This is a genomic window from Pseudoglutamicibacter albus (assembly GCF_022346425.1).
GTDB classification, from domain to species: Bacteria; Actinomycetota; Actinomycetes; order Actinomycetales; family Micrococcaceae; genus Pseudoglutamicibacter; species Pseudoglutamicibacter albus.
The window spans coordinates 193,291-211,985 of the sequence record NZ_JAKRCW010000003.1; the positions used below are offsets into that span (position 1 = coordinate 193,291).

Consider the following 18,695-nt stretch of genomic DNA (forward strand, 5'->3'; position numbering starts at 1 on the left):
CCTTCGAGAAAGCTCTCTACTTCTCACTCGAATGGAGTCATCACGATGACCGCTCCTCATATTGTCGACCCTGCCGGCGTGCTTAGCGAAGCGCTGTCCGATGCGTCGCCGGATCTGATGCGCAGCCTGCTGCAGACGATGATCAACGCGTTGCTGTCCGCGGACGCGGACGCCGTGGTCGGCGCGGAATGGGGCAAGCCCAGCCCCGACCGCACGGCTCAGCGCAACGGCTACCGCCACCGCGATCTGGACACCCGCGTCGGCACCATCGACGTCGCTGTCCCGAAGCTGCGCTCTGGCACCTACTTCCCGGAATGGCTGCTCGAGCGGCGCAAACGTGCCGAGACGGCACTGATCACCGTCGTCGCGGACTGCTACCTCGCCGGGGTCTCGACCCGTCGGATGGACAAGCTGGTGAAGACCCTCGGGATCCACTCGCTATCGAAGTCGCAGGTGTCGCGGATGGCGGCCGAGCTCGACGAGCACGTCGAGCAGTTCCGGCGCCGCCCCTTGGGCGACGCCGGCCCGTTCACGTTCGTCGCCGCCGACGCCTTGACGATGAAGGTTCGTGAGGGCGGCCGGGTGATCAACGCCGTCGTGCTCGTCGCGACCGGCGTGAATGCCGATGGTCGCCGCGAAGTCCTCGGGCTCCGCATTGCGACCAGCGAAACCGGCGCGGCCTGGAACAGCTTCTTCGCCGACCTCGTCGCCCGCGGTCTCGGCGGCGTCCGCCTCGTCACCAGCGACGCCCATCAGGGGCTGGTGGAGGCGATCGCGGCGAACCTGCCCGGCGCGGTCTGGCAAAGGTGCCGCACCCACTACGCCGCCAACCTGATGAGCGTGACCCCGAAGAGCATGTGGCCGGCGGTGAAGGCGATGCTGCACTCGGTCTACGACCAGCCCGACGCAGCGTCGGTGCACGCCCAGTTCGACCGGCTGCTGGACTACGTCGACGGCAAGCTGCCCGACGCGTTCGAACACCTCGACGCGGCGAGGGCAGACATCCTCGCGTTCACCGGGTTCCCGGAAGGGCTCTGGCAGCAGATCTGGTCCAACAACCCCAACGAGCGTCTCAACCGGGAGATTCGCCGCCGCACCGATTCGGTGGGCATCTTCCCGAACCGTGACGCGATCGTCCGCCTCGTCGGCGCCGTCCTCGCCGAGCAGACCGACGAATGGGCCGAAGGCCGCCGCTACCTCGGCCTCGACATCCTCGCCAAGAGCAGACTCACCCTCATCCCCGGCACCGCACCCGAGGGGGTGACCGACACCGTCCTGGAACTCAGCGCCTAACCCTCACCACGAAGGACACGGCGCTACACCACTACCGGGGACTTGACCAGAAGCTCCTACTTTAAAGTTTTGAGTTATCTAGAAATAAGCACTCATCTTCCGACGCCCTTTGGGTCGAATCGTGCCCCCATTGGCTACCACGGCCGAGCGAACGGCTTCGTCGCCGATGCCCAACTGCGCTGCTACTTGACTGAGGGTGAAGCCCTCAGCGTAGAGGCGTGCTGCCTCGCCTCGTACCTGTTGTGAATGTTCCGGGGCTCTGCTCGGATGGCCCGCTCGCCTAGCAATCTCTCGCACAGTCGCCCGATGAACGTTGAACCTTCTTGCCAGCTCCTGAACCGGCACCCCCTCGGCGTACCCAACGAGGAGTTCTTCACGATTCGAGGCATTCAAACGGGTTTGAGACTGACCCGAACTTTTACGCATCGGACCACGGGAATCAGCCACGCGGATGGTACCCCTACGTGTTCGCTGCGACTTCGATCCCTTGATAACACGGGAAATCAACGTTCTTCGCGGCCTACTGGGGTTTGAGAAGTACCTAAGTAGGCCCACCAATGTAATGTGTCGGGACATCGTTCATACGGTGTCCCGACATTTTTTATGCTCTGGGGCTTTGATGTGTCGGGTCATCGTTCCGCTTTTTCTGGTGATGTGTCAGGACATCGTTCCGTTTTGCAGGCTTCGCAAGGGCTACCACGAAACGCTCTTCTTGCCTTGCGGATGCGGCGCTCTCCGGGGCTATTCTGTTTCGCTGCTTCTGTTGCTCGTTGCCGCCGGGTGTCGCAAGTCACCGCTCAGCCTCCGCCATGACGTGAGCTAGGCGGGCGAACCGGTCGCGCCTTGTCCTGGGGTGAACGATGTCCTGACACATAGATGAACGATGACCTGAGACATGCCTGGAACGGTGTCGTGGCACATCTGTGGGTTGGTTGGGGTGGTTAGGGGTGAACGATGTCGTGAAACCAAACACCTCTGGACCCACCAACAGAATGGTCCGGAAACGAATTCGTTTCCGGACCATTCATCGTTTAACAGGCCTTTCAATACGCGCCCAACGGAAGGACTCCTACAGCTCAGCCCCAGCAGCCCGCAGGGCCTCGACGTAGGAATCCAAAGGTCTGCTCGCGGTGCGGTCAGCCTCGATCCTCGAAACCAGCCGCCCTGAAGCATCCCACACGAAAGCCGTGCGCGTAGCGTGACCCCGCCCCGCATCGAACGCATCCAACTTCTGCGCAAGAGCCCCATGCGGCCAAAAATCACTCAGCAAGTCAAAGCCCAAACCCAGCTGATCCGAAACTGTGCGCAACGTATACCGCGAATCCACCGAACACGCCGCAACATACACGCCAGCCTCAGCCCACGCATCAGCAACCTGAGCAAGCCCGCCCAACTCCGAATGACACACCGGAGTGAAACTCAACGGGAAAAAACTCAAAACCGTCACCTGACCAACACGGTCAGCGAGCACAACCCGCTCACCATGCTGGTTCACCAACGGAACCGAAAGCGACGCCAACCCCGGCGCCGCATCGGAAGGATTTAACAACATTCAGTGACGCTTCCGCTGCTGCAGGCACACAGCGGACCACAGCTCGGAAACATCAACGGTGCTCGTCGTGTGCAAGCCAGCCGTCGGTGCAGCCTCCTGAATCTCAACAGGAGACACATGGCCGTCCTCACCCAACTTAGGGGTCAAAAGCCACACAACGCCACCATCATCAAGATCCGTGAGGGAATCAACCATCGCATCAACAAGGTCACCATCGCCGTCACGCCACCACAGCAACACAGCGTCAACAACCTCGTGCTCGTCTTCGTCCAGAATCGGCTCGCCAGTGACCTCCTCGATCACGTCACGAAGCTCAAAATCGACATCCTCGTCATAACCGAGCTCTTGAACAAGATGATCTCCAGAGATCCCCATCCGCTGAGCAGCACCCTCATACGGCGCCGTCCGAACGCTCACGTTTCAAATCCTTTTCAATAGAACAACGAAAACTCACCCCGTGATCAGGGCTACACGTCTAACAAAACACGTTTTCAGCGCTCAAAACAACTGAACGCGCCAAAACTCCCCGCCGTCCCCTACTACGATGGGAACAAGACAGTTCGCTCAACCGTTGAAAACGGGAGAGAATCAAGAACAAGATTTGTCAGCACTAGAAAGGGAACGGCCGTGGCCCAACAGGACCATCACATCACCGATATCCGTAGCGGATTGGTGAAACATCTGTCTGACACCGACCCCGAAGAAACCAAAGAATGGCTTGAATCCTTCGACGGGCTCGTTGAGACACAGGGAACCGAACGCGCCGAATACATCGTGCGTTCGCTGCTGCAGCGCGCAGGCGCCAAGTCCGTAGCCGTCCCGATGGTTACCACCACCGACTACGTCAACACGATCCCGGTGGACCAAGAACCTGACTTCCCGGGTACCGAGGAACTTGAGCGCGCATACCGCCGCTGGATCCGCTGGAACGCAGCCGTCATGGTTCACCGCGCCCAGGCCCCAGGCCTGTCCGTTGGTGGCCACATCTCGACCTACGCCGGCGCAGCGACCCTCTACGAAGTCGGTTTCAACCACTTCTTCCGCGGCCCAGGCCACGACGGTGGCGGCGACCAGGTCTTCTTCCAGGGCCACGCTTCCCCGGGCATGTACGCGCGCGCGTTCCTCGAAGGACGCCTGACCGACGAGCAGCTCGACTCCTTCCGTCAGGAAAAGTCGAAGGCGCCAAACGGTCTGCCTTCATACCCGCACCCACGCATGATGCCTGAGTTCTGGCAGTTCCCAACCGTCTCGATGGGCCTTGGTCCAGCGAACGCGATCTACCAGGCACAGTTCAACCGCTACCTGCACAACCGCGGTATCAAGGACACCTCCCAGCAGCACGTCTGGGCATTCCTCGGCGATGGTGAAATGGATGAGCCAGAATCGCGCGGCTTCCTGCAGCACGCAGCCAACGAAGGCCTCGATAACCTGACCTTCGTCATCAACTGCAACCTGCAGCGCCTTGACGGCCCAGTTCGCGGTAACGGCAAGATCATGCAGGAACTCGAAGCGTACTTCCGCGGAGCAGGCTGGAACGTCATTAAGGTCGTGTGGGGCCGTGAATGGGATGCCCTGCTCGAGAAGGACCACGATGGTTCGCTCGTCAACATCATGAACGAAACCCCGGACGGTGACTACCAGACCTACAAGGCTGAGTCCGGCGCGTTCGTCCGTGAGCACTTCTTCGGCAAGTCCCCACAGACCAAGGCAATGGTCGAGGACATGACCGACCAGGAAATCTGGCAGCTCAAGCGCGGTGGCCACGACTACAACAAGGTCTACGCCGCGTACAAGGCCGCCGTTGAGCACAAGGGCCAGCCGACTGTGATCCTCGCTCAGACTGTCAAGGGCTACGGTCTCGGAACCCACTTCGAGGGCCGCAACGCGACCCACCAGATGAAGAAGCTCACCCTCCAGGACCTCAAGGACTTCCGCGACCACCTGCGCATCCCGATCTCGGACGAAGAGCTCGAGAAAGACCCAGCACGCCCGCCGTACTACCACCCAGGCATGGACGACGAAGCGATCCGCTACATGATCACGCGTCGCCAGGCACTCGGCGGCTTCGTGCCGGAACGCCGCGAACGCACTTCCGCGATCGCTCTACCGGATAAGACCGCATACCGCGGCGCAAAGCGTGGTTCTGGCCGTCAGGAAGCCGCAACCACGATGGCGTTCGTGCGTCTGTTGCGCGATCTGATGCGTGACAAGGAATTCGGCCACCGCATCGTGCCGATCATTCCGGACGAGGCACGCACCTTCGGTATGGACTCCTTCTTCCCTACCGCGAAGATCTACAACCCGCAGGGTCAGAACTACGTCTCGGTGGACCGCGATCTGATGCTTGCGTACAAGGAATCCCCGCAGGGTGTCATTCTGCACACCGGCATCAACGAAGCCGGTTCCGTTGCGGCACTAACTGCGGCAGGTTCGTCGTATTCGACGCATCAAGAACCGATGATCCCGGTCTACATTTTCTACTCGATGTTCGGTTTCCAGCGCACTGGTGACAGCATTTGGGCTGCCGCTGACCAACTGGCACGTGGCTTCATGATCGGAGCGACCGCCGGTCTCACGACGCTGACCGGTGAGGGCACCCAGCACATGGATGGTCATTCGCTCATCTTGGCTGCGACCAACCCGGGTGTTGTCTCCTATGACCCTGCCTATGGCTACGAGATCGGTCACATCGTCCGTGACGGGCTTGAACGCATGTACGGCGGCGAGCACCCAGATCCGAACGTGATCTACTACCTCACGGTCTACAACGAGCCGATCAAGCAGCCGGCAGAACCTGATGACGTCGATGTTGAAGGCATCTTGAAGGGTATCCATCAGGTGTCTAAGGGTGAGGCTGACGGCCCAACGGTTCAGCTGCTCGCTTCCGGTGTTGCCGTTCCATGGATCTTCAAGGCACAGGAGTTGCTCGCTGAGGACTGGGGTGTCAACGCTGATCTGTGGTCCGTGACCTCGTGGTCGGAGTTGCGTCGCGACGGCCTGCGTGCTGAGAAGCAACGCTTCCTGCACCCTGAGTCCGATGCTCCGGTTCCTTACGTGACCGAGAAGCTCCAGGGCGCAGACGGCCCGTTCCTCGCGGTCAGCGACTATCAGCACCATGTGCCGGATATGATCCGCCGTTTTGTGCCAGGCGACTACACGACGTTGGGTGGCGATGATTTTGGTTTCGCCGATACTCGTCCTGCGGCTCGCCGCTACTTCCACATCGATGCCGAGTCGATTGTTGTCCGTGCGCTCCAGCAGTTGGCGGACCGCGGCGAGATCGATAAGGATGTTCCAGCTCAGGCGATCAAGAAGTACGATCTGCTCGATGTCAACGCTGGTTCGACCGGCGGTGGCGGCGGCGACGCCTAAGCCACATCAGCTGACCTAGCTCTAGGGTGAGGCGGCTTGCGCACCACGTGCGTAAGCCGCCTCACATCGTTAGCATTAGCAACACCAAGGAATCTAAAAGCCGTCAGGAGGGACAAGCATGCTTAACATGCCCGGTGAAGACGGCGTTACCAACAGCGGTGTTCCTGATGGCAATGGCGCTTTGCAAGAGACCGGGCTACATGCGTCCGAGCTGGTCACCGAATCCGGTGGGAGGGAAACGCACACGGCTGGCACATCGATCCCTTCGCAACGTTCCTTACGTCTTGCCGCAACAGTGTCTCAGGCACCGGTTGCGGTGGAGCGGCTCAAAGCACAGGTTGGCCAGCTCTCAACCCTTGCGTTGAACGCATTGGATCAGCAGTTGCCGTGGTATCGCTCGCTTCTACCTGATCAGCGTTCCGCCTTGGGGCTGGTTGCTCAGCGCGGTATCACGCATTTTGTGCAGTGGTGTCAAGACCCTGACACCCCGGCGTGGGTTCTGGCGGACGTGTTCGGTTCCGCTCCGAGTGAGCTCTCCCGCGCTATCTCACTGCAGCGTGCGCTGCAGCTGATCCGTACCGTGGTTGGGGTTGTCGAGGACGAGGTTCCCGAACTGGCTGAGGCTTCCGAACAGCCTGCCCTGCGGGAAGCTGTGCTGTTGTATTCGCGTGAGATCGCCTTCGCTGCAGCCGATGTGTATGCACGCGCCGCTGAACGTCGCGGCGCATGGGACTCCCGGTTAGAAGCGCTTGTTGTTGATGCTGTGTTGCGTGGTGAGGGCGCTGACGCGTTGCGTTCCCGATTATCTGCGGTGGGTTGGCGTTCCGTGGATTCGTTTTGCGTTGTTGTGGGCCGCACTGCTGGGGAATCAACCGCGAATAATGTGGCTGACATCCGGCGGGCGGCGATGCGCGCCGGCAAGGACGCAGTCATCGGGATTCAGGGCGAGCGTTTGCTGGTCTTGCTGGGTGGGGTCAACGAAACTGATGGTGCTTTCGAACCGTTGGCGGATCAGTTCGGTGGCGAGTATGTGGTGATCGGCCCGGTGGTGGATACAGTTGAGGATTTCCATAATTCTGCGCGCCAAGCCTTGGCTGGTTTGGCGGCCGCGCCGGCGTGGCCAGATGCTCCGCGGGTAATTCGTGCTGAGGATTTATGGCCGGAACGGGCTTTGGCCGGTGACCAGCTCGCGATCGCTGAGCTCATCGAACGGGTGTATGAGCCGATCGCTGAGTCCGATGCGGTGCTGGCGCAAACATTGTCGACCTACGTTGCAGGTGGCCGTTCACTCGAAGGCACGGCTCGGGAGCTCTACGTTCACGCCAACACTGTCAGGTATCGCTTACGCCGGGTCACGGAGCTGACTGGGTGGGACCCTCTGTTGCCTCGCGACGCATTGGTTTTGCATGTCGCGTTAATCGTGGGGCGCATCCACGATTCCGAGGCTACTCCTTAGGGGTTATCGGCCGCTGTTATTGCCGCTATTCGTGTAGCTCATTGTGTTATCTGGCCAATAGATGCCGCCCCTTGGAGCCGGAATCTCGCCTCAGCGCACGCACAGCTTTGTAGAATGTCTACAAAAGTCGTTGGCGACCTTGGTCTCCCGTATGCCAGCCAGAGTTTAGAAAATTTTGGAAGAGTGGAACACGTGTTAGCAATTGTTTGCCCTGGACAGGGTTCACAGACCCCCGGTTTCTTGAACAGCTGGCTTGAAGAGCCTGCTCTTGCCTCCCGTTTGGCTGAACTCTCCGTTGCTGCCGGTAAGGACCTCGCGTGGCTCGGAACTGAAGCCGACGAGGAAACGATCAAGGACACCGCTCATGCTCAGCGGCTCATCGTCGCTGCCGGCCTTCTAGCCGCCGATGCGCTGTTCGGGGAAGATGGCGCGCCGGCTGAGGCCGTGTATGCAGGGCACTCGGTTGGCGAGATCACTGCGTCTGCCATGACCGGCATCATGAGCTACGAGGATGCTTTGCGTTTCGTTGCTTTGCGAGCAGATGAGATGGCTAAGGCTTCCAACGCGCAACCGACCGGTATGGCGGCAGTTCTCGGTGGCGAGCACACCGAGGTTATCGCGGCTATCGAAGCCGCGGGTGCCGCACCAGCCAACATGAACGGCGGCGGCCAGATCGTTGCCGCAGGTCGCCTCGAAAGCCTAGAGAAACTCAATGAGAACCCTCCCGCTAAAGCGCGCGTTATCCCATTGAAGGTTGCTGGCGCTTTCCACACGGACTACATGGCATCAGCGGTAGACCCGTTGCGTGAACTTGCCGAGACCATCACCGCTAAGGATCCGCGCGGAACGTTGCTCACCAACGCTGGGGGCTCCCAGGTGGATACGGGCACGCATATGCTGCGGTTACTGGTGGACCAAGTAACGCGGCCTGTGGATTGGGAGTCCTGCCAGGAAACCATGAAGGACCTCGGCGTCACTGGGCTCATCGAACTAACCCCCGCAGGAACACTGACTGGTCTTGCACGCCGAGGGCTCAAGGGTGTGAAGACTTTCGCGCTCAAAACCCCGGACCAGCTGGATGACGCGCGAGCGTTCATCAGCGAACATTCCGGCAACTAAATATTTGCTTTCGCGGGTACCGCTGATCTTGATCCGTTGATCTTTAGCTCGGCGGCCCCGTAATGATGAACTCTGCCCCGCAACCACATAGGCTTAGTTCAGGCCGTCGACGCAGTGTTGGCGGAGAACACCACAGCCTGCCCAACGATGGACAGGTGCTAAACGATAAAGGAGCCGCTCATGGCAGCAAGCAAGGAAGAGATTCTCGCCGGTCTGGCTGAGATCGTCAACGAAGAAACCGATATCGACGTTGAAGAGATCCAGCTTGAGAAGTCCTTCACCGAGGACCTCGACATCGACTCGATCTCGATGATGACCATCGTTGTTGAAGCCGAGTCCAAGTTCGACGTCAAGATCCCAGACGAGGAAGTTAAGAACCTCAAGACTGTTGGCGACGCCGTCGACTACATCGAGAAGGCTCAGGCCTAGTCAGATGTTGTATCGATGTGCGGCTGGCTCCCCTATAGGCCCTCGAGCTTGAGAGCCCGCCGCACATCGCCCCTAGGCCCGCCCCAACTGTCCGGGCTACTGGGCACACTTATTAGATCTTGACCGCGCGGAAGCCGGTTCAGCGGCACGTAAACAAAGGATGTTCTATGGCACAGAAAGTTGTCGTGACTGGCCTTGGCGCCACGACTCCGATCGGTGGTGACGTCCCCACGACGTGGGAGGCGGCTCTCTCTGGCACCTCGGGTGTCGACAACCTGAACGAGGGCTGGGTCGAGCAGTACAGCCTGCCAGTGAACATCGCCGCACGTGCCGCCGTCCCCGCCTCCGATGTGCTCTCCCGCGCCGAAATCAAACGCAACGACCCTTCGACCCAGTTCGCACTCGTCTCGGCTCGCGAGGCCTGGGCTGATGCTCAGCTTGAAGATGCCGAGATCGATCACGAACGTCTAGGTGTCTGCTACGCGACCGGTATCGGCGGAGTCAATACCTTGCTTGATGCGTGGGACACCCTACGTGAGAAGGGCCCGCGCCGCGTGCTACCGATGACGGTACCGATGCTGATGCCGAACGCCCCTTCGGGTGCGTTGTCGCTGGCTTTCGGCGCTAAGGCTGCGGCACGCACGCCAGTGTCTGCTTGTGCATCCGGTACTGAAGCGTTCGCTCTTGCTGTGCAGATGCTTCGTGACGGTCAGGCTGACATCGTGATCACCGGAGGCTGCGAGGCAGCTATTCACCCGATCACGATTGCAGCGTTCTCGTCGATGCAGGCTCTATCGCGCCGCAACGATGACCCGCAGGCCGCATCCCGCCCGTATGACGTTGATCGTGACGGTTTCGTCATGGGTGAGGGCGCTGGAACCTTGATCCTTGAAACCGAGGAGCACGCCAAGGCGCGCGGGGCGAAGATCTACGCGGAGGTGGCGGGCACAGGTATCACCGCTGACGCGTTCCACATCACCGCGCCGGATGAGTCTGGCAACGGTGCGATGCGTGCGCTTCAGGCAGCTATGGTTGACGGCGATTTCAGCCCTTCCGATGTTGTTCACGTCAATGCGCATGCCACCTCCACCCCGGTGGGTGACATCCCTGAATACACCGCGATGCGTGCCGCCTTCGGCAATGCACTCGATAACGTCGCGGTATCTGCAACCAAGTCGATGACTGGCCACTTGTTGGGTGGTGCCGGCGCGGTTGAAGCTGTATTGGCTGTCCTGGCTCTTCATCACGCTAAGGCGCCGGTGACGATCAACCTCGAGAAGCAGGATCCGCAGATCCCTCTCGATGTCGTCACTGGAACTGCGCGCGAGCTGAAGCCAGGTGTAGCGGTATCCAACTCTTTCGGTTTCGGTGGACACAACGCAGTGGCTGCGTTCCGTAGCTACTAACCTCACCTGAACGAGCAAATGGTCTGGCCCCACACATCGTGTGGGGCCAGACCATTTAAAGCAGTGAATTGGGAGCGGCGGCTAGGAAGCGTTTCGGCTCGCCTTAGCCTACGTGGTGAAGCCAGCGGATCGGCGCGCCGTCAGAGGCAGCACGGAAAGGTTCGAGCTCTTCGTCCCAGGCTTCCCCGAGCGCGATAGAAAGCTCGTGATAGACAGCCGCAGGGTTGCCTTGTCCTTGTTCGTAGGCGTAGCGGATACGGTCCTCGGAGATCAGGATGTTCCCGGCAACGTCTGTTGTGGCGTGGAAGATACCAAGTTCCGGGGTATGCGACCAGCGACCAGCATCCACCCCACGAGAGGCTTCTTCTGTAATTTCGTAGCGCAAGTGCGCCCACCCGCGCAAGGTGGACGTCAAGACAGCGCCTGTGCCCTGTGGGCCAGCCCAAGCCATCTCGGCTCTGAGCATCCCGGGTGCCGCAGGTTGCGCGACCCATTCGAGGGTCGTGTGGCGTTCCACTACGGACCCGATAGCCCACTCAATATGAGGGCACAGCGCTGCAGGGGCCGAGTGTATATACAAGGCGCCCCTCGTCATTGGTTGTGACATGCCGCTCCTTCTTCACTGCTTCGGTACGTCTTCCCCTACGACCGATGCGAAGATAACAGAACGGTGCGTCCATTGTGCCAATTACTCAGCTGGTTCACAAGCGCACTATCACTTGAGTCACATTGTTCACTACAGCTTCACGGGTTGCTCAACATCCTTGATTCGCTGCGCCTCACGCTCGCGGGTGTCCTTGCTGATACGCCTTCCTCAGTCTTTCTACTGAAACGTGGGTGTATAGCTGGGTTGTGGCCAAGGATGTGTGGCCCAAGAGCTCTTGCACGCTGCGCAGATCAGCTCCTCCGTCGAGTAAGTGTGTTGCAGCAGTGTGACGCAACGCGTGTGGGCCCCGTGCTGAGGTATCTCCTAGTTTTTCAAGCTCGGCGTTGACGGCTTCACGGATTTGCCTACTACCCCATCGGCCTCCCCTGACGCCGAGAAACAAGGGTTCGCTACTGCCTCGGTGAGCCGAGGCCGCGGTGGTTAGCGCCTTGTCTGCTTCGGACTCGGTTTTCACTAAATGCGGCCGTCCGGTACGTAACCACTCTCGGATGGCTTCTTCTGCTGGAACTCCGAACGGGACTACGCGTTCTTTGTTGCCTTTACCCAGGACTTTCGCGGTTCGCTTGGCCAGATCGACGTCTGAGACGTCGAGCCCTTCGAGTTCTGAGACACGAATGCCGCTGGCGTAGAGGAGTTCGAGTGCGGCCTGATTGCGTAGGCGGACGGCGCGCTGCTGTTTGGTTTCGGGCGGGTCATCCGTTGGCTGGGCCGAATGGGTCAAAAGCCGTTCAGCCTGCTGGTTTTTGAGAACCTGAGGAAGATGCTGGCTACGCTTGGGTGCTTTAAGGCGGTTCGATGGATCGCTCTCGATATAACCTTCACGCAGAGCCCATGCAAGGAAGGTGCGAGCCGATGCGGCTTGCCGCGCCAACGTCGCCGATGCCCTACCTTCATGTGCCGCATGGGCGAGCCATGACCTCAGCTGCGCAATGGTGATGCTGCGCAGAGCTGTCGCCTCGTCAGTTTCGAGGTCTAGTCCCGCGTGCTTGCACAGGGCAGTGATGTCTGTGGTGTAGGCGCGGATCGTGTGTTCTGACCTGCCGCGTTCGTAACGTAAGTGCCGCGCGAACGCATCGAGGGCATCGTTCAGCGAGTTCTCCACGGCCCTTCCTGCCTTACATACGTGTACCTACCTACCAGGAGTCACCTGCTGGGACTCATACACCACCTTACACACGCAGCATTCTGGGCACTCCTAGGGGCCGATCTTCCCGCGTTTCCACATGTGGCCACGCTGGACAGCAAGCCCTCGCCTATGCAGCTGGCTCAGTACGGGCATCGCTTCTGGCACAGATAGCCCAGCGATCGCGAAGACCTCATCCAAGTTGCGGTAAGTTCGTGGCGACAATGCTTCAACGATGCGTTGTTCGAGGGCAGTCAATCCATCGGTTAGCCGTGCCGCTGCAGGGGCCGGGTCACTACCGAAAAGGGCTGGAGTTTGCCCGGCTTGCGCTTGCATCGCCTGGGTGTTCGTGCTGAAGCCGAGGGTTTCACAAAGTTGTGTTGCCGATGCGACTAGCTCTACCGGATAGTCTCTGATGAGTCGATGGGGCCCGGCTGAAGCCGCCGATGTTACCGGTCCCGGGATCGCGCCGACCCATCGGCCGATCTCGAGCCCGTGCACCGCGGTTGAGATCGCACCTGATCGGTGCCGGCCTTCGGTCACAAGGATTCCGCGGCTGAGTGCCGCGATGATCCGGTTGCGGGCTAGGAAGCGCCACCGCATCGGTGAAGCCCCTGGTGCGGCTTCAGAAACGATGACATGCTCGGTGCCGATGCGTTCCAACAGTGCCCTGTTTGCCGCCGGATAAAGCCGGTCCACTCCCCCGGCTAAGACAACCGCTGTAGCTAACGGAGCGAGGGAATGCTCAAGCGCTGTACGATGAGCCAACGCATCGACCCCCAGGGCCCCGCCAGAGATGATGGTTGCCCCGCGTTCGGCCAGTTCTGCCGTGTATTCACGGGTTACGTGCTCTCCGTACGGTGTGGGATCTCGTGTACCCACCACCGCAACCCAGCTCTTTGTGTTGGTTGGAACGGGTTGAGAACCCCGCCACCATAAACCGTAGGGTGTTGACTCCCCCAGATCGTTGAGCGCTTCCGGCCATCCTGGATCCCCCGGAATCAGGAACCCGCCGCCCTGGGACGTGATGAATGCAAGGTCACGTTCGGGGCTGCTCTGATCGCGTCTGCTCGCCCATCGCTGCAAGGCGTGTTCAAGTTTGCTGTGGCGGTGTGCCCGGGCGTTGCTCCCATAGGCCTGCTCAACCGCTTCGCGGTAGCTTGTGTGTTCTTCGGGCAAAGGAGTAGAGCCCATGATGAGTTCCCATAGCCGTACCGCTCCGAACATCTCCAACCCCAGCCGGGCCGGATAGTCATCTGCCTCGGTCACTCGTGAAAGGCCAGCTCGTGCAAGCCGTTCGGCGGCTAAACCCTCATCGTTCATCGATGCCGTGTTGTGTGAGTTCATTAGTTGAATGCCTCCGGTGTTCCTCTCAGGTGTACGGCTGCTGCTACGTCTTCGGGGCTCGGGGCTTGCCGTTCGGCGAGATCAGCGAGGGTCCAGGAGATCCTCAGAACCCGGTCGAGCCCACGTCCGGTGAGTCCGCTGTGAGCGCTGATATTCATCAGTTCTTGCGCGGCGGCACCGGTCAGTCGGAAGCGTTGCGACCTCAAAACTGAGGCAGGAACGGACGCGTTGGTTGCACTTGCGCCGCTGTACACCTCCTTCTGCGCCGAAACGACGCTGGTTCCTCCACTTCTCACGCCGTCAGCCTTGTTGCCATCGGGGGCCACACCCAACCAGCGTTCGCGTGCGGCGGCACGCGCGCGTTCAACCCGTTTCCTGATGCTTGATGAGCTCTCTTCCGCTTCATGAGCTAGTAGCGCTGAAAGACGTGCGGCTGGCACGTTCACGCGAATATCGACGCGGTCAAGCAGTGGCCCCGACATGCGCGCCCAATACCGTCGCTTCGTGAGTGCTGCGCATTCGCATGCAGGGCCTTCTTTACCGCACGGGCAGGGGTTCGCGGCCATGATCAGTTGAAAACGCGCCGGATAGGACGCGATTCCCGCTGAGCGGTGCAGCGTGATGATCCCGGATTCGAGTGGTTCACGTAACGCATCGAGTGTGCGTGCCTGAAACTCTGGTGCTTCGTCTAGAAACAGCACGCCACCGTGCGCACGGGATGCTGAGCCCGGCCGTGGGATACCGGAGCCACCGCCCACCAATGCGGCAGCACTCGATGTGTGGTGTGGGGCTTGGAACGGTGGGACCTTGATCAAACCGGAGACGTGTTCTCCTGACAACGAGTGCACGCTCGTGGTGAGCATCGCTTCTTCGTCTGTCAATGGAGGAAGGATCCCCGGCAGTCTTTCGGCGAGCATGGTTTTGCCTGCCCCGGGTGGGCCTGTCAGCAAGAGATGGTGCCCACCGGCCGCCGCGACTTCCAACGCCCACCGCCCAGTCGCCTGTCCTCGGACGTCGGCCATATCTGGAACCGCAAGCGAGCTCACACTGCTCAGAGGCTCAAGCCGCACACGCTCGCTGTTATGGTCCGCTCGCTTATCCGCCTGGCCCGCTTGTTGCCCGGGGTTGACGATGATGCGTGCATCCGCGCCCAGGTCGATCAAAAGGTCGCTGACGTGGTTGTAGCTGCGAACCTCTATACCCGGAACGAGCCGGGCTTCTTCATCATTGGCGGCAGGAACCACAATGCGTTCGATTCCCAGTTCGCGCGCTTGAAGCACCGCCGGCAACGTCCCGGTGAATGGCCTCAACGAACCATCCAGCCCGAGCTCCCCTATATAGGCGGTGCTAGCAGGGGACGTGATGTGCCCATCTGCTGCCATGGCGGCGATCAGGATCGAAACGTCGAAGCCGGGGCCTTTCTTGGGTAGCCCCGCTGGAATCAGGTTGATCACCGTACGTCGAGCGCTCAAGGGTATTCCAACGTTGCGGGCCGCAGAACGTACCCTATCGCGGGCTTCGTTGAGACTTGCATCCGGTAAACCTAACAGAGTCATGCCAGGCAGCCCGTTGCCTATATCGGCCTGAACCTCGACCTTGTGTCCTTTCAGGCCAACCAGCGCGATGCTCAGTGAAGACCCCAGGCCACGCTGATGGGTCGGTGTTGTTGCGACTCGGGGCGGGCGAGTTGCAATCTGGATGTTCGCAGGGTTGCTCATGCCCCTGCCACCTCACGGTAGTGCTCAACCGTTGTTGGCTCAGTAGCGTCCGGTGGCCACACGATCCCCAGAACATCAACCCGGGTATCGACACCGCGTAGAGCGAGGCCGGCTGTATTCTCTCCGGTCCGGGCATACTCCCAGATGAGTCTTTGCAACCGCTCAAACTTAGGTCCGGTAATAGCTTCTGCCGGTAGACCGTAGCCGGTACCGGAACGCGTCTTGACCTCAAGCGCCACGAGCTCGTGTGTGTTGAGGTCTAGCCCGACGATGTCCAGCTCACCGCGGGTCCCGCGCCAGTTCCGTTCAAGAACGAAGATCCCGTTGTTCTGACACCACCCCGCCGCGAATTCTTCGCCGCGTTGCCCCAGCTCTATTCGCCGCCGCACCTTCTCGGCTACGCGGTCTGTCCCGCTGTTCGTCGATGCCATGTTTCCTCCACTGGATGAGCTTGTGTACTCATCTCAGCGTGGAAAACATTCCCGGTAGCCTCTGCGTAGAAAAATGTGGATAGAACCCGAGGATCAGAAGCTTGTGGAAAGGCGTTAAGGGCTCAGTTATGGACCCGGGACGTCGTCGCCTTTGAAGAGGTCAGGCTTGGAAAGTTCTTCAATGTTGACGTCTTTGAACGTGATGACCTTCACGGATTTCACGAATCGTTGCGGCCTGTACACGTCCCACACCCACGCGTCACTCAGCGTGAGCGAGAAATAGATTTCCCCGTTGGACGTCAGGGTTTCCAATTCGACGTGGTTCGCTAGATAGAACCTACGTTCTGTCTCTACTACGTAGGAGAACAGCCCTACAACGTCACGGTATTCACGGTAGAGGTTCAGCTCCGCTTGGGTCTCGAAGCGTTCGATGTCCTCATCACTCATGAGCTTGGTCCCCCTTCCTTGTCACAATAGCTTCCATGTGCGCCGGTGCGCCTCAGTTGCTCCGTGTTCGCGGATTGCGGCCCTGTGCTGTGCCGAGCCGTATCCTTTATTCGATTCCCACCCGTAGGCGGGGTGAGTTTGCGATAGTTCTACCATGACACTATCGCGGTGCGTCTTCGCCAAGATGCTCGCGGCCGCGACGGATGCGCAGTCACGGTCGGCCTTGGGACGGGTTATCACACGCGGTAAGTCCACACCTGCTTCTGCTGGCGCGGCATCCGCTGCTTCCGCATCAAGCCCGAGGTCTGATCCGTCAGAATCTAGTGCGCTGGACGCTAAAGCGCTGAACAGGTCTGGCTCCGGGGTGCTCAGCCAGTCATGCACCCCATCCAATAAGACCACGACGGGCACCTTAGCCTCCGATGCTCGTTCGCTGAGTCTTTCGCTGGCTTCCTTATAGGCTCGCTGGCCGGCAAGCCTGAGTGCTGCCACGATTCCGACCCGGTCGATCTCGCTAGGGCTTGCGCTACCCACACCCCAGGATACGACCCAGTCCTGAATCAACGGCACAAGCGCTTGACGCAACGCGGGCGCGACGTCTTTGGAATCTCCGAGCCCTACCGGCTGGTCGCTACATTCGTGCGGGGCAACGAAACTCACCCCAACGGTAACGGGACCTGCAAGTGCCCCGCGGCCCACCTCGTCGACGGCTGCGATGATCTGGCCGGCACCCACCAAACCTTGTTCAACGGTGAGGTCAGGGACGTGTCCGCTCATTCGACCAGCCCTATCACTCGCCTTGAGGTTCGCGATCCGGGACCGCATCGAACGCGCCTTCAGGGTTCGCTACACCACTCCAACGGTCTAGGGGCCACGCGATGAAGTCAGCGCGCCCCACCACGGACTCCATTGACACCATCCCGTTGTCCTTGTCCTGGTGGTAGCGGGAGTCCCCCGAATCGGAGCGGTGGTCCCCCATAACCCAGAGTTTGTCTTTCGGAACAGTGACTTTGAATTCCGTTGCCGAAGGGGCGTCACCCGGATACAGGTACGGCTCGCTGATCTCAACCCCGTTGACTGAGATCTTCCCGTTCGCTGTGCAGCATTCGACCGTGTCACCCGGGAGGCCGATGATGCGTTTAATCAGGTGCTGGGTGCTGTCATCTGGACGCAAACCCAAAAACGTCAGGGTTTTCTCGAAGCCGTTGGGCTGTGCGCTGTGGTCCAGTGGCGGCAACCAGTGCTCGTCATCCTTGAACACGATGACGTTGCCTCGTTCGAGTGTGAACAGATTTGGGAACAGTTGATTCACGAACACACGGTCGTTGACCATCAGCGTGTTCTGCATCGAGGTTGAGGGGATGACGAACGCCCTGAACAGGAAGGTTTTGACCACAACAGAGACCGCTAGCGCGATCACAACGGTCAACAGGATCTCCTTGATGGAAGCCCAGGCGCCACGTTTCTTATGCTCAGCATGCTCGGACTTCTCGGTCTTCGCGTGGCTGTGCCCGTGGGCGTCGTCATTGTGTTTCTGCACAGGAATTTTCCTCAATACTGATGCGTATGACATGAAGCAGGCGCCACCCCCACAAAGCGTGCGGGGATAGCGCCTGCCGGGTGCTCCGAGAGGAGCACGGAAGTCAGTAAGCCGCGCTTACTTCGCGCCCTCGCGCTTCTCGCGGATGCGAGCAGCCTTACCGTGGCGGTCGCGCATGTAGTACAGCTTAGCGCGGCGGACGTCACCACGGGACACAACCTCGATCTTGTCGATGACCGGGGAGTGCACAGGGAAGGTACGCTCGACACCTACGCCGAAGGAAACCTTACGAACCTTGAAGGTTTCGCGAACGCCGCCACCCTGGCGTGCCAAGACGTAGCCCTGGAACACCTGAATACGGGAGTTCTTACCTTCAATAATGTTCACGTGAACCTTGACGGTGTCGCCCGGAGCGAAATCCGGGATGTCATCGCGAAGGCTCTTGGCGTCGACAGAATCAAGAAGATTCATTGTTTTCTCCACATGGAACCGGCCGCAGGTCCGTGAGCCATGATGCATATGGGCGTTACTCTCTGGTGGAGTTCGCCGATATTCCCGGTTCGCTCAACCGAACCGGACCCGACCGTGTTCACACATGACCCCTGCGGCAGTCATGCATGCGGTGGGTGACAACTTCCTTATTCTAACGTAGTTGCTACTCGATGTCAGGTTTCCGGCGTACCTTACATATATTGATCGCGTAGCTACAGTCGTGCCTCACATACTTTGAGCGCGTACTCCTACGCTGAACAAGTATGAACAAGGGTGTGGTCTCAATGTCGACACGTATCGAAG

At 59.9% G+C, this 18,695-nt stretch carries 18 protein-coding genes; 6 read left to right on the top strand and 12 right to left on the bottom strand.

Annotated elements, in window-relative coordinates:
* Positions 1–45 precede the first annotated feature (45 nt).
* The gene (locus MHJ63_RS03435; protein ID WP_035754219.1) at positions 46–1,293 is read left to right on the top strand and encodes an IS256 family transposase; all 1,248 of its coding nucleotides are present in this window, start codon (positions 46–48) and stop codon (positions 1,291–1,293) included.
* Between the two features lie 78 nt (positions 1,294–1,371).
* Here the strand turns inward: MHJ63_RS03435 and MHJ63_RS03440 are convergent, their stop codons facing one another.
* The 3 genes from MHJ63_RS03440 to MHJ63_RS03450 all read right to left on the bottom strand — a co-directional run bounded on the left by MHJ63_RS03440 (position 1,372) and on the right by MHJ63_RS03450 (position 3,220).
* A complete protein-coding gene (locus MHJ63_RS03440) occupies positions 1,372–1,869 on the bottom strand; it encodes a helix-turn-helix domain-containing protein (protein WP_338110370.1) in 498 nt (165 codons plus the stop codon).
* Between the two features lie 493 nt (positions 1,870–2,362).
* Positions 2,363–2,845, bottom strand: coding sequence for a redoxin domain-containing protein (locus MHJ63_RS03445; protein ID WP_052048181.1), 483 nt, complete (start codon positions 2,843–2,845; stop codon positions 2,363–2,365).
* Positions 2,846–3,220 carry a DUF3052 domain-containing protein gene (locus tag MHJ63_RS03450; protein WP_052048188.1) on the bottom strand — a complete coding sequence of 125 codons (375 nt, stop codon included), beginning with the start codon at positions 3,218–3,220 and terminating at the stop codon, positions 2,846–2,848.
* 252 nt (positions 3,221–3,472) lie between these two features.
* On the opposite strand from MHJ63_RS03450, the gene aceE reads away from it, so the two are divergent.
* The 5 genes from aceE (at position 3,473) to fabF (ending at position 10,627) form a co-directional block, all read left to right on the top strand.
* A complete protein-coding gene (gene aceE / locus MHJ63_RS03455; RefSeq protein WP_239446168.1) occupies positions 3,473–6,217 on the top strand; it encodes a pyruvate dehydrogenase (acetyl-transferring), homodimeric type in 2,745 nt (914 codons plus the stop codon).
* A 118-nt stretch (positions 6,218–6,335) separates the two neighbouring features.
* On the top strand, positions 6,336–7,673 hold the full coding sequence (locus tag MHJ63_RS03460; protein ID WP_239446169.1) for a PucR family transcriptional regulator: 1,338 nt from the start codon (positions 6,336–6,338) through the stop codon (positions 7,671–7,673).
* 192 nt (positions 7,674–7,865) lie between these two features.
* Positions 7,866–8,792: an ACP S-malonyltransferase gene (locus MHJ63_RS03465; RefSeq protein ID WP_239446171.1), complete on the top strand. Its 927-nt coding sequence runs from the start codon at positions 7,866–7,868 to the stop codon at positions 8,790–8,792.
* A gap of 180 nt (positions 8,793–8,972) precedes the next feature.
* Positions 8,973–9,221 carry an acyl carrier protein gene (locus MHJ63_RS03470; protein ID WP_035754216.1) on the top strand — a complete coding sequence of 83 codons (249 nt, stop codon included), beginning with the start codon at positions 8,973–8,975 and terminating at the stop codon, positions 9,219–9,221.
* Between the two features lie 167 nt (positions 9,222–9,388).
* Positions 9,389–10,627 (top strand): beta-ketoacyl-ACP synthase II, encoded by a 1,239-nt coding sequence (gene fabF / locus MHJ63_RS03475; protein WP_239446172.1) that lies wholly within the window; start codon positions 9,389–9,391, stop codon positions 10,625–10,627.
* A 103-nt stretch (positions 10,628–10,730) separates the two neighbouring features.
* On the opposite strand, the gene MHJ63_RS03480 is transcribed toward fabF, so the two are convergent.
* The 9 genes from MHJ63_RS03480 to rplS all read right to left on the bottom strand — a co-directional run bounded on the left by MHJ63_RS03480 (position 10,731) and on the right by rplS (position 18,371).
* Positions 10,731–11,234 (bottom strand): DUF3145 domain-containing protein, encoded by a 504-nt coding sequence (locus MHJ63_RS03480; RefSeq protein WP_035754213.1) that lies wholly within the window; start codon positions 11,232–11,234, stop codon positions 10,731–10,733.
* 172 nt (positions 11,235–11,406) lie between these two features.
* Positions 11,407–12,396: a tyrosine recombinase XerC gene (locus MHJ63_RS03485; protein WP_239446173.1), complete on the bottom strand. Its 990-nt coding sequence runs from the start codon at positions 12,394–12,396 to the stop codon at positions 11,407–11,409.
* 93 nt (positions 12,397–12,489) lie between these two features.
* Positions 12,490–13,764: a DNA-processing protein DprA gene (gene dprA / locus MHJ63_RS03490; protein ID WP_052048180.1), complete on the bottom strand. Its 1,275-nt coding sequence runs from the start codon at positions 13,762–13,764 to the stop codon at positions 12,490–12,492.
* Positions 13,764–15,482, bottom strand: a complete 1,719-nt coding sequence (locus MHJ63_RS03495) for a YifB family Mg chelatase-like AAA ATPase (RefSeq protein WP_239446174.1) — start codon at positions 15,480–15,482, stop codon at positions 13,764–13,766. Before MHJ63_RS03495 ends, dprA begins: the two co-directional genes overlap by 1 nt.
* The gene (locus MHJ63_RS03500) at positions 15,479–15,913 is read right to left on the bottom strand and encodes a YraN family protein (RefSeq protein ID WP_052048179.1); all 435 of its coding nucleotides are present in this window, start codon (positions 15,911–15,913) and stop codon (positions 15,479–15,481) included. Before MHJ63_RS03500 ends, MHJ63_RS03495 begins: the two co-directional genes overlap by 4 nt.
* Before the next feature lie 126 nt (positions 15,914–16,039).
* Positions 16,040–16,360 (bottom strand): DUF2469 domain-containing protein, encoded by a 321-nt coding sequence (locus MHJ63_RS03505; RefSeq protein ID WP_035754210.1) that lies wholly within the window; start codon positions 16,358–16,360, stop codon positions 16,040–16,042.
* Between the two features lie 21 nt (positions 16,361–16,381).
* Positions 16,382–17,137 (bottom strand): ribonuclease HII, encoded by a 756-nt coding sequence (locus MHJ63_RS03510; protein WP_239446175.1) that lies wholly within the window; start codon positions 17,135–17,137, stop codon positions 16,382–16,384.
* Between the two features lie 13 nt (positions 17,138–17,150).
* Positions 17,151–17,900, bottom strand: coding sequence for a signal peptidase I (gene lepB / locus MHJ63_RS03515; protein WP_239446176.1), 750 nt, complete (start codon positions 17,898–17,900; stop codon positions 17,151–17,153).
* 117 nt (positions 17,901–18,017) lie between these two features.
* Positions 18,018–18,371 (bottom strand): 50S ribosomal protein L19, encoded by a 354-nt coding sequence (rplS, locus tag MHJ63_RS03520; RefSeq protein WP_035754209.1) that lies wholly within the window; start codon positions 18,369–18,371, stop codon positions 18,018–18,020.
* Positions 18,372–18,695 lie beyond the last annotated feature (324 nt).

What these genes read in the sequence shown, in the direction of transcription:
- rplS (WP_035754209.1), bottom strand. Translation starts at nt 18,371, where the DNA reads ATGAATCTTCTTGATTCTGTCGACGCCAAGAGCCTTCGCGATGACATC.
- MHJ63_RS03460 (WP_239446169.1), top strand. Translation starts at nt 6,336, where the DNA reads ATGCTTAACATGCCCGGTGAAGACGGCGTTACCAACAGCGGTGTTCCT.
- fabF (WP_239446172.1), top strand. Translation starts at nt 9,389, where the DNA reads ATGGCACAGAAAGTTGTCGTGACTGGCCTTGGCGCCACGACTCCGATC.
- dprA (WP_052048180.1), bottom strand. Translation starts at nt 13,764, where the DNA reads ATGAACTCACACAACACGGCATCGATGAACGATGAGGGTTTAGCCGCC.
- MHJ63_RS03440 (WP_338110370.1), bottom strand. Translation starts at nt 1,869, where the DNA reads ATGTCCCGACACATTACATTGGTGGGCCTACTTAGGTACTTCTCAAAC.
- MHJ63_RS03505 (WP_035754210.1), bottom strand. Translation starts at nt 16,360, where the DNA reads ATGAGTGATGAGGACATCGAACGCTTCGAGACCCAAGCGGAGCTGAAC.
- MHJ63_RS03435 (WP_035754219.1), top strand. Translation starts at nt 46, where the DNA reads ATGACCGCTCCTCATATTGTCGACCCTGCCGGCGTGCTTAGCGAAGCG.
- MHJ63_RS03450 (WP_052048188.1), bottom strand. Translation starts at nt 3,220, where the DNA reads ATGGGGATCTCTGGAGATCATCTTGTTCAAGAGCTCGGTTATGACGAG.
- MHJ63_RS03495 (WP_239446174.1), bottom strand. Translation starts at nt 15,482, where the DNA reads ATGAGCAACCCTGCGAACATCCAGATTGCAACTCGCCCGCCCCGAGTC.
- MHJ63_RS03445 (WP_052048181.1), bottom strand. Translation starts at nt 2,845, where the DNA reads ATGTTGTTAAATCCTTCCGATGCGGCGCCGGGGTTGGCGTCGCTTTCG.
- MHJ63_RS03500 (WP_052048179.1), bottom strand. Translation starts at nt 15,913, where the DNA reads ATGGCATCGACGAACAGCGGGACAGACCGCGTAGCCGAGAAGGTGCGG.
- MHJ63_RS03470 (WP_035754216.1), top strand. Translation starts at nt 8,973, where the DNA reads ATGGCAGCAAGCAAGGAAGAGATTCTCGCCGGTCTGGCTGAGATCGTC.
- MHJ63_RS03510 (WP_239446175.1), bottom strand. Translation starts at nt 17,137, where the DNA reads ATGAGCGGACACGTCCCTGACCTCACCGTTGAACAAGGTTTGGTGGGT.
- MHJ63_RS03480 (WP_035754213.1), bottom strand. Translation starts at nt 11,234, where the DNA reads ATGTCACAACCAATGACGAGGGGCGCCTTGTATATACACTCGGCCCCT.